This is a genomic window from Vibrio sp. B1FIG11, from assembly GCF_905175335.1.
Taxonomy (GTDB): Bacteria; Pseudomonadota; Gammaproteobacteria; order Enterobacterales; family Vibrionaceae; genus Vibrio; species Vibrio campbellii.
In genome coordinates, this window is the sequence record NZ_HG992751.1 from 60,760 (window position 1) to 75,161 (window position 14,402).

Consider the following 14,402-nt stretch of genomic DNA (forward strand, 5'->3'; position numbering starts at 1 on the left):
CTTCTCGCTTCTCGCTTCTCGCTTCTCGCTTCTCGCTTCTCGCTTCTCGCTTCTCGCTTATTTATCAGCTAGCTTTTCTTCAAGCTCAGCCAATTTCTTTTCCATCTCTGTCAGCTTTTGACGAGTACGCAGCAGAACTTGAGTTTGTACATCGAATTCTTCGCGGCTAACTACGTCTAGCTTGTTTAGCTGACCTTGGATTACTTGGCGAACTTTTTGATCAACATCCGCGCCTAGTTCTTTTACTGGCTGTGGCATTGATTCGTGAATTTGTTTAGCGATTTGCTCTAATTTCTTTGGGTCAAACATAGTGGCTAAAACTCCTTTTGATTTGCCCACATTCTATGTAAATGATACGGGAAAGTCGCCATTTAGATGGCAAAAAAGAGAGAAGCAATAAAAAAGGTCACCGAGGTGACCTTTTTCTTAGTGCTTTATGCTTACTTGTTATCAGCTAATTCGCGATGAGCAGCTTTTGCTTCATCGACTCGAGCTAGCTTTTCCAAGTCTTTGTCTTCAACAAACACTGGCAGTGGCTTGTGTTTCTCAGCTAGGTAGCTGTAAATCACAGGCAGTACGAATAGCGTAAACAGTGTACCGATCGCTAGACCAGCAACGATTACGATACCGATACTGAAGCGCTGAGCTGCACCTGCGCCTGTTGCGTACATCAGTGGGATCAGACCTGCAATCATCGCCGCTGTTGTCATCAGGATTGGACGTAGACGAACTTTCGCCGCTTCCATTACTGCATCGATGCGAGACAGTTTGTTGTGTAACTGTTCTTCTTTCGCTACCTCACAGATCAAGATACCGTGCTTAGTGATCAGACCAACCAGAGTAATCAAACCAACCTGTGAGTAGATGTTCATCGATGCCGTACCCCACGCCAGAGCAATCAACGCACCACATACCGCTAGTGGCACCGATACCATGATTACGATTGGATCGCGGATAGATTCGAACTGAATCGCTAGTACTAGGAAGATGATCGCCAAGGCCAAGCCGAATGTTGCGTATAGTGCGCTACCTTCCGTTACAAACTGACGAGCCTCACCCATGTAGTCATGGTTGTAGCCTGATGGCAGTTTGTTTTGTGCCACGTCTTCGAACCAGTTGATCGCATCACCCATTGCAACACCTGGTGAAGGTACTGCACCAACGGTTGCTGAGTTTAGCTGGTTGAAGTGAGGCAGTGAGCGAGGCTCTGCGACAACATCAATCGTGATCAAGCTGCCCAGTGGCACTGCTTTACCGTCAACTGAGCGTACGTAGTAGTTCTTCATCGACTCTGGGTTTAGGCGCCATTTACGTTCAACTTGAGGGATAACCTCGTATGAACGACCATTTAGGTCGATACGGTTTACGTAACCGTCTGCCATCATGGTACTTAGCGTTACACCAATGTCTTGCATGGTCACGCCGTACGCACCAGCCTTGTCTTTGTCGATGCTGATCTTCATCGTTGCTGAATCGTAGTTTAGATCCAGATCCGAGTAGACAAACATAGGGCTAGTAGACACATCAGCTAGGATGTCACTTGCGATAGTAAACAAGCTCTCGAAGCTGTTTGGCGTAGTGATAACGAACTGAATCGGTAGACCTGAACCGGCACCAGGAAGTTCGGGCATCTGGAATGCGGTTACAGACATGCCCGGTACGTGAGAAACTAACTCACCGACACGCTTGGTAATATCTGCTTGGCTTGCCTCACGCTCACTCCAAGGTTTCAGAGTCGCTAGACCGAACGCCTGGTTTGAGTTTGGTACACCGTTAAACACCTGAGCGTATTCCACTTCTGGCTGATCAGACAGAATCTTGTTGACGTCGTTCATGGTGTTTTGGATGTAATCCAAGTTTGCGTTCGACGGTGCTGTACCCATCAGTACGACAACGCCTTTATCTTCTGAAGGAGCCAACTCACTTGGAATGAACTTAAACAGAATTGGTAGCGTTGCGAACACGATGATTGCGAAAGCAATGATCACTGGGCGGTGGGCCATAACAGCAGTCAGCATTTTCTCGTAGCGGTTGGTCATGCCATCCAATACGTGATGCACTTTTTGTTCAAACTTACTTGGCTCTCCGTTTGCCTTAAGCATTTTTGAACACATCATCGGTGACAGAGTCAAAGCGATGATACCGGACACAAATACTGCACCAGCTAGGGTTAACGCAAACTCTTTAAATAGCGAGCCTGTAATACCGCCCATCAACGCGATTGGCGCGTATACTGCACCCAGCGTTAGAGTCATTGCAATTACAGGAACCGCAATTTCACGCGTACCTATGATGGCCGCACGGAACGGGGATTCCCCTTCTTTGATGTGACGGTCGACGTTCTCAAGAACCACGATCGCGTCATCCACCACCAGGCCGATGGCGAGTACCATTGCCAGAAGTGTCATCAAGTTCCACGAGAAGCCCATCGCCTGCATTACCATCGCAACACCAATCAATGATAGTGGGATAGTAACGATAGGGATGATTACCGCACGGAATGAACCAAGGAACAGAGTGATAACCACAAGTACGATAACTGCCGCTTCAAGAATGGTTTTCACAACTTCGTGAATCGATTCGTTGATAGCGATAGTTGAGTCGTACATCACGTTCATTTTGATGTTACTTGGCAAGTTACGCTCTAATTGAGGTAAAAGCTTCAAAACATCTGCCGCAATGTTGATTGGGTTAGCACTTGGTGCCGCGTTTATCGCTGCAACTACGGCTTCTTGACCGTTCGCACTTGCGCGGTAAACATCGTGGCTCTTCTCTAAGGTTACTTTCGCAATGTCGCCAAGACGAATTACGTCACCTTCACCAGTTTTAACAACCAGCGCTTCGAGTTCAGCAACGTTGGATACCTGAGTATCTGCGCTACCGTTGTAAAGCACGAATTCACCTGTCGCCTGACCGGTTGCCGACTGATAGTTGTTGGCGTTTAGTACCGTCATCACGTCGGTTGCTGTCAGCTTAAGTGCGCCCATTTTTGCTGGATCTAGCCATACGCGTAGCGCGTATTTCATACCACCGTATAGGTCAACTTTCGATACACCGTTTACCGTAAATAGCTGCGGGTTAATTACACGCTCAAGGTAGTCGGTGATCTGGCTCGAAGACAACTCGTCACTGGTGAAACCGATGTACAGTACCGCGGTAGTCGAGCCAGTCGACATGGTTACTGTCGGGTCTTCCGCTTCTTTTGGAAGTTGTGAACGAACCGAGTTGGTTTTCGCCAGAATGTCAGACAGCGCCGCATTCGGGTCGGTATTCAACTTCATGTTTACGGTAATGGTAGACGTACCAAGCACCGAGGATGAAGTCATGTAGTCGATATTATCGGCCTGCGCGACGGCTTGCTCCAAAGGCTGGGTAATAAAGCCTTGGATCAGGTCGGCACTCGCACCGTAATAACTGGTGGTTACAGTAACCACCGTATTTGTCATTTCAGGGTATTCACGAACCTGCATCTTGAATACGGCTTGTAAACCAAGCAACGCAATCAAAAAGCTGATCGATACCGCTAAAACTGGACGTTTAATAAAAACATCAGTAAAGCGCATGATGCCTCCAATTAAAGCATTGGTGTTTCAGCAGGTGGTGTCAGTGCCGAATCTTCAATGATGGTCACTTTCGCGTGGTTACTTAGACGGATTTGACCCGACGTGACCACCACGTCACCTGGTTTCACGCCCTCAAGGATATGCGCGATGTCTTTAGTACGCTCACCCACTTTCACAACGTGTTGTTTAACACGTTTTTCACCGTCTTCTTCAGTCACGATGTAGACGTTGTCGCCGTATAGCGTAAACGTGATAGCTGTTTGTGGTAGCGTTACTTGGTTCTCTAGCTTAGGCAGAATGATGTTTGCACGAGCGAACATACCGCTGCGAAGTTTGCCATCGCTGTTTGGAATGTCAGCTTGAACTTGGATCAGACCACTTTGAACGTTAACCGCAGGCTCGATAGCAGAGATAGAACCTTTGAATGGCTTATCAGGGTAAGCATCGACAAAGATGTCTACTTCTTGGTCGAGCTTGATGCGAGAGATGTCTGTTTGAGGCACGGTGAAACGCAGGCGCATTACCGTTGTGTCTTCAAGACGCACGATGTCAGTACCTGCTTGTAGGTATTGACCAAGATAAACGTTACGAATACCAACTACACCAGCAAAAGGCGCTTTGATTTCACGGCGGTCGATGGTTGCCTTCAGGCTTTCGATATCCGCTTTAAGTGAGAAGTAGTTTGCTTCAGCCTCGTCGTACGCTTCTTTAGAGATAGAACCTTTCTTGAAAAGGCCTTGGTAGCGTTTGTACTTAGCTTGAGCTGCTGGAAGTTTCGCTTGTGAGCTCTTTAAGTTTGCTTTCTCAACGTCAGAGTCTAGGTGCACGAGAGGCTGACCTTCTTCCACTTGAGTACCAGAGTCGAATGAAATCTTATCGATTACACCGCTGGTTTCGTTAGCAATAGTGACACCTTGGTTAGGTTCAATAAAGCCGATCGCTTCGATCACAGGTACCCAATCAACCGCTTTTACTTCTGTTACGGTTACTGGGAATTCTGGTTCCGGACGATTCGCCATGTATTCAGCAATTTTTTGTTGCTTGAATAAGTTGAAACCTATCACGCTCCCGAACAGGAGGACTGCGATAAGCAACATAAAGAAAGTCCACTTTTTCATTCTATTAAGAACTCCAAGTTAGTGTTTAATAATTGCATCCCAGCTGGCTTCAACGGCTGCTTCCAACGCGTCTTCATCCAACTGATAAAATCCCAAAGCATGTTTTCTAGCAAGCGCAACACTAGCTTCGAAACTCAACCCTGAAAGAATTTCGTTATCAAGGGGTTTGAATACTCCCTCCACCTTACCTTGATCGAAAAGACGATCTACTTGGGCAAACATTTGCCTTTCAAGTTCCCGAGCACCTTTACGATTTGCACAAGGTAATGACTCATATTGGACACGATTGCTTAAAGTGTCTAAATTTGAACCAGCAAGATGCCAAATATTGAGCCACATAGTGCGGTAACGTTCTTTCAGGGGCATATCGTCATGAACATCCGCTTGAACGGCGTCCGCAATACGTTTGGTAACGGTAAGGCGAACTTCTTCCAAAAGATGTTCTTTATCTGAGAAATATCGATAAATCGTGCCAGCTGCGACACCCGCTTCTGTCGCAAGCTTTTGCATGGATAGGCCATGAAAGCCGGACTCCGCGATTAAGCGTTCTGCAGCAGCAATGATTTGCTCGTATTTATCTCCAGTAGTGTTATTGGTCATAACCCCACCACCCAATGAATGAACGTTCATTCATTATAGCGTAAAGACTGGTCACTTATGCAACAAAATGTTGCATCTGTTCGTGTAAAAATTACGTGAAAATCGGCGTAGCTTTCCCACGGTCACCCCTTTATCATAGGCGCCACTATTTCCACCCGCAGAGAATTTTTATGAAGCTGAACCCTAGACAAGACGAAGCCGTTAAGTACGTATCAGGCCCATGCTTGGTACTTGCTGGGGCGGGCTCGGGTAAAACTCGTGTAATTACCAATAAAATCGCTTATTTGGTTCAGCAGTGTGGCTACAAGGCACGTAATATTGCTGCGGTAACCTTTACCAATAAAGCTGCGCGTGAGATGAAAGAGCGTGTTGGTCAGACACTAGGTAAAGCTGAATCGAAAGGTCTGATGGTCTCGACCTTCCACACCTTGGGGCTCAACATCATCAAGCGTGAGTACAAACATCTCGGCTTGAAAGCTGGTTTCTCACTGTTTGATGATCAAGACCAGCTTGCGCTTCTTAAAGAGCTGACAGAAAAGCAGCTAGACGGCGATAAAGATTTGCTGCGTCAGTTGTTAAGTTGTATTTCCAACTGGAAGAACGACATGCTGACACCAGAGCAAGCCAAGGCGTTGGCTCAAGGTGAGCAACAACAACTGTTTGCTTTCTGTTTTGAGATGTATCAGAAGCAGATGAAGGCATACAACGCGCTCGACTTTGATGACCTGATTTCTCTGCCAGTGCAATTGCTACGTAACAATGAAGAAGTGCGTCAACGTTGGCAGAACCGCATTCGTTACCTATTGGTGGACGAATATCAAGATACCAACACTAGCCAATATGACTTGGTGAAGTTAATCGTTGGCGAGCGTGGTCGTTTGACCGTCGTAGGTGACGATGACCAATCTATCTATTCATGGCGTGGTGCTAAACCGCAAAACTTAGTATTGCTTGGTGAAGATTACCCAAATTTGCGCTTGATTAAGTTGGAGCAGAATTACCGCTCGACCAGTCGTATTCTTCGTGCGGCAAACATCTTGATTGCGAATAACCCACACGTATATGAGAAATCGCTTTTCTCGGAAATTCCTGACGGCGAAAAACTCAAAGTGTTACTGGCGAAGAATGAAGAGCACGAAGCGGAGCGCGTAACGGGTGAATTGATTGCGCATAAGTTCCTTAATCGCACCGAATATAAAGATTATGCGATTCTATACCGTGGTAACCACCAATCACGTCTGATTGAAAAGTCACTGATGCAAAACCGTGTGCCATACAAACTGTCTGGCGGCACGTCTTTCTTCGCTCGAGCAGAGATCAAAGACATCATGGCTTACCTACGCGTATTGGTGAACCCAGATGATGACAACGCGTTCCTACGCATTGTGAATACGCCGCGTCGTGAAATTGGTCCCGTGACTCTAGAGAAATTGGGTAGCTACGCCAACATGCGTGGTAAGAGCTTGTTTGAAGTCAGCTTTGAAATGGGATTGGAGCAGCACCTAACCGGCCGTGGTTTAGAGAACCTACGCCGCTTTACTCAATGGTTGGTGGCGATTGCCGATCAAGCCGAGCGTGGCGATACGGTTGAAGCGGTGCGCTCGCTCGTACGTGATATTCATTACGAAGATTGGTTATACGAAACCTCAGCAAGCCCGAAAGCGGCTGAAATGCGCATGAAGAACGTTTCTGACCTTTACTCTTGGATTGTGGCCGACCTAGAAGGTGACAACTACGATCAAGAAGAGAAGACGTTAAAAGAGGTGGTTCAGCGTCTTACTTTGCGCGACATGATGGAGCGCGGTGAAGAAGATGAGGACAGTGATGCGGTTCAATTGATGACCCTGCATGCTTCAAAAGGTCTAGAGTTTCCGTTCGTGTACTTGATTGGTTCGGAAGAGGGCATTCTACCGCACCAAACCAGTATTGATGAAGATAACGTTGAAGAAGAACGTCGCCTAATGTACGTAGGTATTACTCGTGCGCAGCGTGAACTGACGTTTACCATGTGTAAGGAACGCCGACAGTTTGGTGAATTGATCAAGCCGACGCAAAGCCGCTTCTTGGATGAGCTGCCATTTGATGACGTTGAATGGGAAGCAAACAAAAAGCCGGTATCGGCAGAAGAGCGTATGGCAAAAGGCCAAGCACACATCGCTAATATTCGAGCAATGTTTAAGAAATAGAACAACGTGGCTCTAACTTGCTAAAAACAAAAAGGCTTGCCAAGTGGCAAGCCTTTTTCGTTGATGTCTTTATTATAGACCTTCAATCATGTGGTCGATGGCTGCGATGATTTCGTCATCAGAACAGTCCATACACGTGCCTTTTGCTGGCATCGCGTTGAAGCCTTGGATTGCGTGGTTAGTCAGCACGTCTTTGCCTTGTGCAATACGTGGTGCCCAATCGCCCGCATCACCAGTTTTTGGTGCGCCGTTTACGCCTGATGCGTGACAAGCAATACAGAAAGTACCATAAACTGCCGCACCATCGCGCGGACCAGTTGGCTCTGCTTTTACTGGTTCTGCACCTGCAAGATAAACATCACCGACAGGTTTGATGCGTTCTGCGATCGCATCGTATTCAGTTTGGCTGATGTCAGAAGCTAAAGCTGCCGTAGAAAAAGTTAAGGCAGCGAACAAAACGCTAATCATTCGTCGAGACATATCCATTAAACCCACTTCACATTCCCGAGGTAAGTGACTTACCTATTTATATAGTTAGAGTATTTAGAGCCGTTGGAGAAAGTTTTACGCGATTGCTTCTATAGTGAGCAGAAAACCTTATCTAACGGTCTAGAGTGATTGAACAACCAAGTTGCAGCTGTTAAATCAATGTAAATAATGGGTGATTATATCCCGATAACTTGTTGCAATAAACAACAAGTTATCCATGACAGGGCGTGAATCACATCAAAAATTCACTTTAAAGGCAGATAACTGTCGAAAAAGAGACCAAACGAGAAAAAAAGTAAAAAAAAGTACTAGACGGCATAGTGTGATATCCGTATTATTCCTCTCCGCCGATGGGGCATGCGCCCGTAGCTCAGTTGGATAGAGCGTTGGCCTCCGGAGCCAAAGGTCGAAGGTTCGAATCCTTTCGGGCGTGCCATTCCGGAATACAAATTAACGGCACGAACAATAGTGGTGGCTATAGCTCAGTTGGTAGAGCCCTGGATTGTGATTCCGGTGGTCGCGAGTTCGAATCTCGTTAGCCACCCCATTATTTTGGTAACTCATTAAATTAATGAAGTTCCCAGTTTTGATTCAAATATCCCAAGAGTCGAAACAAAATTCGTCGGTGAATAGCGCAGCTTGGTAGCGCATCTGGTTTGGGACCAGAGGGTCGGGGGTTCGAATCCCTCTTCACCGACCACTATTTAGTTTATGGCTATAATAAGCGGTAAACAGCAAAAATTGATGGTGGCTATAGCTCAGTTGGTAGAGCCCTGGATTGTGATTCCGGTGGTCGCGAGTTCGAATCTCGTTAGCCACCCCATTAATTTAGGTGACTTCTTAGTTGAAGTATCCAGTCTGATTTGAGAGAATCAGCAAATACAGTTCGGTGAATAGCGCAGCTTGGTAGCGCATCTGGTTTGGGACCAGAGGGTCGGGGGTTCGAATCCCTCTTCACCGACCACTATTAGAAAGCCTGCTTCTTAGCAGGCTTTCGTCGTTTTAGAGCTAGTGATATTGCTGGACTAGATGAGTCGGCAATATTTCAATGGATTTGAACCCAAGAGGGGGTTCGCCTGAAGTTAGAATATGGCTCTTCACCGGCTACGATTTAAAGCCTCAGTCGAAAGACTGGGGCTTTTTTACGTTTGAAATTTAGAATGTTGGGACCAAAGGGCCGTGGGCTGGAGCGCCAGTCCGATCGAATCTCTCTTCACCGACCACTATTAGAAAGCCTGCTTCTTAGCAGGCTTTTGTCGTTTTAGAGCTAGTGATATCGCTTGGACTAGATGAGTCGGCAGTATTTCAATGGGTTTGAACTCAAGTGGGGTTCGCCTGAAGTTAGAATATGGCTCTTCATCGACCGCTATTTAAAGCCTCAGTTGAAAGACTGGGGCTTTTTCCATTTCTTACTCTCAAAAATCTTCACTCTATTTTCAATTCCGCCAACAATGTACAGCTCTGGGAGCTTTTGACCACCCATGATCCAAATGCTTGTCGAGCTGATAAAAGAAACCCCAGCACGATGGCTGGGGCTTTATATTTCTTGAGTTGGGCGCTTTATTGAGCGAGCGTTTTTAGAATTTCTTTGAGCTCAACCGTCTCTTTCACTTCATAGTTTGGCTTGATATCAGTCGGGTTTGCTGCGCCTGTCTCGTTAACCCACACACTCAGAATGCCCATATTGTTGGCACCCGCGATATCTGCTGGTAGAGAGTCGCCAATATGAATCGCCTCTTCTGGTTTTACATCTACAAGGTTGAGTGCTTTGTGGAAGATGCTTGCCGCAGGCTTCTCTTCTGGCTCTTCGCCACCCACGATGATGTGATCCACCCATTCACTCATTTGTGTCGCTTTGAGCTTTGGATGTTGGGAGAAGATAGGGCCGTTAGTGATTACCACCAATTTGTAGTGTTGGCGTAGCTCAGTCAGCATTTCCTTCACGCCTGGGAAGAAGGTAAAAGCACCCATTCGAGCTGAATCGAAGAAGCTTTGTGCCTGTTGCGCTTGTTCTGCATCGATCTCGATACCTTGCTCTGCCAAGATGGTTTGGATTAAACCGCAGCGGAACGCATTTTCATCTGGCAATAGAGCAATAAGCTGAGGGAATTCGTGGTTTAGCTTCTTATACACACCTTGTAAGTAGCGTTGCACGAAGGCTGTGGAGTCAGCGACCTGAGGGTAAGTTTGAGCAATCCAGTTGGCAAACTCTTGTCCTGCTACTTTATCGGCTTGAGATGTGCCACATAAAGTCTCGTCCATATCAAAAAATATCGCTTTAAGCACAGGGGCTCCTTCATTCACTACTCAACGTTAGAGTTTGATTATCTCTTATCTCACTCAAAATGACAGTGGAAAGCGCAAAATCAATGCTTCCACATCGTTTTTAATGCCTAAAAGAAGATGAACAGCCATGTATTTTTTCTCCTGCCCGAAGTGACTTAATCACGAAATCGCATAACTGACGCATAACCAAGATTAGGTGACGGATTTCATTTGTTTTGCTGAACTGCTCACGTTTTCACCGCTTTAGTTGTGTGGAGATTTTGGCTTTTTATGTATGCAGACTATTTTGTTAGTAACATTTTATGTCGAAAATCCCCAATAAGAACGGAATATTGTTTGGTAAATGTTAATGGTATTGCGTGAATAATAGGGATACTGTCAATAGTGGCTTTATGCGTAAACTTAGAGCATTTTTCTGTTTTTATTGGTGCATAGCGCACAAAAATGGTGTGTTATGAAAATGGTTAAATACTTGTTAATGCATTTCTATTCGCTCATTGTGCGTGTAAATAATGTTTTTTCGGCGGAATATACTTTAATTGTTGCTTTTTTGTGTAATTTTTGCCAAATTGTCTCCGCATTAAGATTTCAGAGTATTATTCTGAATTTGAACGGATTCATTCAGGTGATGAATGGCGCTTTTATTGCGCGATTCGATACCACAGACAAGGCAGTAGAGGTCTGAAATGTCACTATTAGAGGTGAAAAACCTTCGTATTGAATATCCATCCCGTCACGGTGTCCATGCGGCCGTGAAATCGCTTTCTTTTCATATCGATCGTGGCGAAATTGTGGGTGTTGTTGGCGAATCAGGTGCGGGTAAATCCACCGTTGGTAACGCCGTTATTGATTTGCTTAGCCCTCCGGGTCGTGTTGCCAGTGGTGATGTGTACCTTGATGGCGAAAAAATATCTGGTTTAACGCCAGAAGCGATGCGTAAGGTTCGCGGCTCTAAGATTGGCTTTATCTTTCAAGATCCAATGACCTCGCTTAACCCACTATTTACGGTTGAGCAGCAATTGAAAGAGACCATCCACGCCAATATGAAGGTATCGGATGAAGAGGCGTATCAACGCGCGCTTTCTCTTATGCAGCAGGTTGGTATCCCGCAACCTGAAAACCGTCTTAAACAGTACCCACACCAATTCTCTGGCGGTATGCGTCAGCGCGTGGTTATTGCTATCGCACTGGCTGGGGAGCCAGATTTGATCATTGCCGATGAGCCAACTACGGCACTCGACGTATCAATCCAAGACCAAATCCTAAACCTTATCCGTGAACTGTGTATCAAGAACAACGTAGGTTGTATGTTGGTGACGCATGACATGGGTGTGGTTTCAAACGTGACTGACCGTGTGGCAGTTATGTACCGCGGTGATTTGGTGGAGTTTGGTCCAACCGCTAAGGTGTTGGGCGATCCTGATCACCCATACACACGCAGCCTAATTTCAGCCGTTCCTCGTTCTGATGTAAAACTCGATCGCTTCCCGTTGGTCAGCTATATCGAAGAAGCGACAGAGCTACAAGAACTGGACATTAAGAACCACTGGCTAGGTCAAAGCCAAGATCAGCGTGAGTACACGGGCCCACTTTTGGACGTGAAGAATGTGAATCTGCGCTTTGTGACCAAAGATTCACTGTTTGAAAGCCGCCGTGAATACGTGCAGGCCTCGAACAATGTCAGCTTTGAAGTGCACGAAGGCGAGACGTTTGGCTTGGTGGGTGAATCTGGCTCAGGTAAATCGACCATCGCACGCGTGATTGCTGGCCTGTATGAACCAAACTCAGGGCAAGTCAGCTTTGAAGGTATTGACCTAACAGCGCTGAAATCAGAAAAAGAGCGTCGTCCACTGCGTCGTCAAATGCAGATGGTGTTCCAAAACCCGTACACGTCAATGAACCCGCGTATGAAGATTTTTGACATCATCGCGGAGCCAATTCGTTTCCATAAGCTCACTAAGAATGAAGCGGAAACGCGTCAGATTGTGAATGACCTACTTGATCACGTAGGTTTGGGCAAAATGGCGGGCGTGAAATACCCTCATGAATTCTCCGGTGGTCAGCGTCAGCGTATTTCTATTGCGCGAGCACTGGCGACACGCCCTCGACTACTGATTTGTGATGAACCGACATCAGCGTTGGATGTATCGGTACAGGCACAAATTCTGAACTTGCTAAAAGATCTGCAAAGTGAGCTCAACCTCACCATGCTGTTTATCAGCCACGACTTACCGGTTATTCGCCAAATGTGTGACCGAGTGGGTGTGATGCAGATGGGTACGCTACTGGAAGTGGCGCCAACTGAGCAGCTATTTACCGCTCCTCAGCATGAATACAGCAAGAAACTGATTTCTCTGATGCCTGAATTCACAGGCTTGAGAGAAGAAATCAAAACGGCATAAACCAAGTTTTTCGCTTGGCTGACCATCAAGGTCAACAAACCTTAGTCATAACAAAGACGCAAACACAACAAGGGATTCGAATTCCCGCATGAAGGAGTTATGCAAATGAAAACCATGAAAAGCAAATTAGCAGTGGCGCTAATGGCAGCGGGCCTAAGCTTTAACGCATTGGCAGCAGATATCAAAGTTGGCTACGCAGCTGACCCAGTATCGCTAGACCCGCATGAGCAGCTATCAGGCGGTACGCTGCAAATGTCACACATGGTATTTGATCCACTAGTTCGTTTCACACAAGACATGGACTTTGAACCTCGTCTAGCAGAAAGCTGGGAACGTGTGAACGATACAACGGTACGTTTCAAGCTACGCCAAGGTGTTAAGTTCCACTCTGGTAACGACATGACGGCAGACGACGTAGTATGGACTTTCGAACGTCTACAAAGCTCTCCAGATTTTAAGGCTATCTTCGACCCATACGAAAAAATCGTGAAGGTTGACGACTACACAGTGGATCTAGTGACTAAAGGTCCTTACCCACTTGTGCTGCAAACGGCGACTTACATCTTCCCAATGGACAGCAAGTTCTACTCTGGTAAGACAGAAGACGGCAAAGACAAGTCTGAGCTAGTGAAGCACGGTAACTCATTTGCATCGACTAACGTATCTGGCACGGGTCCATTCATTGTGACTTCACGTGAACAGGGCGTAAAAGTGGAATTCGAACGCTTTAAAGACTACTGGGACAAAGAGTCGAAAGGTAACGTTGATAAGCTAACGCTTGTACCAATCAAAGAAGACGCGACTCGTGTAGCTGCACTACTTTCTGGCGGCGTTGACATGATTCACCCTGTTGCGCCAAACGATCACAAACGTGTGAAAGATGCAGACGGCATCGACCTAGTAACGCTACCAGGTACGCGTATCATCACGTTCCAACTAAACCAAAACAGCAACGAAGCACTAAAAGATGTTCGCGTTCGCCAAGCGATTGTTCACGCAATCAATAACGAAGGCATCGTGAAGAAAATCATGAAAGGCTTCGCTACGGCAGCTGGTCAACAAAGCCCTTCAGGTTACGTGGGTCACGATGACAAGTTGGTTCCTCGCTACGATCTGAAGAAAGCGAAAGCGCTGATGAAAGAAGCGGGCTACGAAGATGGCCTAACGCTAACGATGATCGCGCCAAACAACCGTTACGTGAACGATGCGAAAGTCGCGCAAGCCGCGGCGGCAATGTTGTCTAAGATCGGCATCAAGGTTGATCTGAAGACGATGCCAAAAGCGCAATACTGGCCAGAGTTCGACAAGTGTGCGGCAGACATGTTGATGATCGGTTGGCACTCAGATACGGAAGATTCAGCGAACTTCAACGAGTTCCTAACTATGACTCGTAACGAAGAAACGGGCCGTGGTCAGTACAACTGTGGTTACTACTCAAACCCAGAAATGGACAAAGTGGTTGAAGCAGCGAACGTAGAAACGGATCCAGCGAAACGTGCAGCAATGCTGAAAGGTGTGGAAGCAACACTATACAACGACGCAGCATTCGTACCGCTACACTGGCAAAGTGAAGCGTGGGGCGCGAAGTCTAACGTGAAAGCGGCAGACATCGTTAACCCAATGGTAATGCCTTACTTCGGTGACCTAGTGGTTGAATAATCACGGTTAGTCGATTTTGAGGAGGGATGGACGTCCCTCCTCAACTTAAAGCACACGACTCAGTTTTGTTTCAGTCGGACTGAGTTGGTTTTACAGACT

9 protein-coding genes and 5 tRNA genes are annotated in these 14,402 nt (G+C 46.6%); 8 read left to right on the forward strand and 6 right to left on the reverse strand.

Translation table 11 applies throughout. From position 1 onward, the window contains the following. Window positions 1-57: 57 nt before the first annotated feature. The 4 genes from KHO06_RS00310 to KHO06_RS00325 form a co-directional block, all read right to left on the reverse strand. Window positions 58-309 (reverse strand): accessory factor UbiK family protein, encoded by a 252-nt coding sequence (locus tag KHO06_RS00310; protein WP_005427244.1) that lies wholly within the window; start codon window positions 307-309, stop codon window positions 58-60. Between the two features lie 131 nt (window positions 310-440). Continuing rightward, on the reverse strand, window positions 441-3,563 hold the full coding sequence (gene vmeD, locus KHO06_RS00315; protein ID WP_212581912.1) for a multidrug efflux RND transporter permease subunit VmeD: 3,123 nt from the start codon (window positions 3,561-3,563) through the stop codon (window positions 441-443). Between the two features lie 11 nt (window positions 3,564-3,574). Next, window positions 3,575-4,681 carry a multidrug efflux RND transporter periplasmic adaptor subunit VmeC gene (vmeC, locus tag KHO06_RS00320; protein ID WP_212581913.1) on the reverse strand — a complete coding sequence of 369 codons (1,107 nt, stop codon included), beginning with the start codon at window positions 4,679-4,681 and terminating at the stop codon, window positions 3,575-3,577. 18 nt (window positions 4,682-4,699) lie between these two features. Further along, the gene (locus tag KHO06_RS00325) at window positions 4,700-5,281 is read right to left on the reverse strand and encodes a TetR/AcrR family transcriptional regulator (protein WP_212581914.1); all 582 of its coding nucleotides are present in this window, start codon (window positions 5,279-5,281) and stop codon (window positions 4,700-4,702) included. Window positions 5,282-5,451: 170 nt separating this feature from the next. Here KHO06_RS00325 and rep point away from each other — a divergent pair, with 170 nt between their 5' ends. Next, window positions 5,452-7,467, forward strand: coding sequence for a DNA helicase Rep (gene rep / locus KHO06_RS00330; RefSeq protein ID WP_009703181.1), 2,016 nt, complete (start codon window positions 5,452-5,454; stop codon window positions 7,465-7,467). Between the two features lie 72 nt (window positions 7,468-7,539). Here rep and KHO06_RS00335 read toward each other — a convergent pair whose 3' ends face one another. After that, window positions 7,540-7,953 (reverse strand): cytochrome c5 family protein, encoded by a 414-nt coding sequence (locus tag KHO06_RS00335; protein ID WP_038890158.1) that lies wholly within the window; start codon window positions 7,951-7,953, stop codon window positions 7,540-7,542. Window positions 7,954-8,315: 362 nt separating this feature from the next. On the opposite strand from KHO06_RS00335, the gene KHO06_RS00340 reads away from it, so the two are divergent. The 5 genes from KHO06_RS00340 (at window position 8,316) to KHO06_RS00360 (ending at window position 8,920) form a co-directional block, all read left to right on the forward strand. Then, window positions 8,316-8,392: transfer RNA gene (locus KHO06_RS00340), tRNA-Arg, on the forward strand. A gap of 35 nt (window positions 8,393-8,427) precedes the next feature. After that, window positions 8,428-8,503, forward strand: a tRNA-His gene (locus KHO06_RS00345). Window positions 8,504-8,579: 76 nt separating this feature from the next. Next, window positions 8,580-8,656: transfer RNA gene (locus KHO06_RS00350), tRNA-Pro, on the forward strand. A gap of 47 nt (window positions 8,657-8,703) precedes the next feature. Further along, window positions 8,704-8,779, forward strand: a tRNA-His gene (locus KHO06_RS00355). 64 nt (window positions 8,780-8,843) lie between these two features. After that, window positions 8,844-8,920 (forward strand) — tRNA-Pro (locus KHO06_RS00360). Between the two features lie 596 nt (window positions 8,921-9,516). On the opposite strand, the gene KHO06_RS00365 is transcribed toward KHO06_RS00360, so the two are convergent. Beyond that, window positions 9,517-10,242: an HAD family hydrolase gene (locus KHO06_RS00365; protein ID WP_102389089.1), complete on the reverse strand. Its 726-nt coding sequence runs from the start codon at window positions 10,240-10,242 to the stop codon at window positions 9,517-9,519. A gap of 686 nt (window positions 10,243-10,928) precedes the next feature. On the opposite strand from KHO06_RS00365, the gene KHO06_RS00370 reads away from it, so the two are divergent. Together KHO06_RS00370 and KHO06_RS00375 are read left to right on the forward strand one after the other, a co-directional pair. Continuing rightward, window positions 10,929-12,644: an ABC transporter ATP-binding protein gene (locus tag KHO06_RS00370; RefSeq protein ID WP_005533491.1), complete on the forward strand. Its 1,716-nt coding sequence runs from the start codon at window positions 10,929-10,931 to the stop codon at window positions 12,642-12,644. A gap of 105 nt (window positions 12,645-12,749) precedes the next feature. After that, window positions 12,750-14,303: an ABC transporter substrate-binding protein gene (locus tag KHO06_RS00375; RefSeq protein ID WP_005533493.1), complete on the forward strand. Its 1,554-nt coding sequence runs from the start codon at window positions 12,750-12,752 to the stop codon at window positions 14,301-14,303. The last annotated feature ends 99 nt before the right edge of the window (window positions 14,304-14,402 follow it).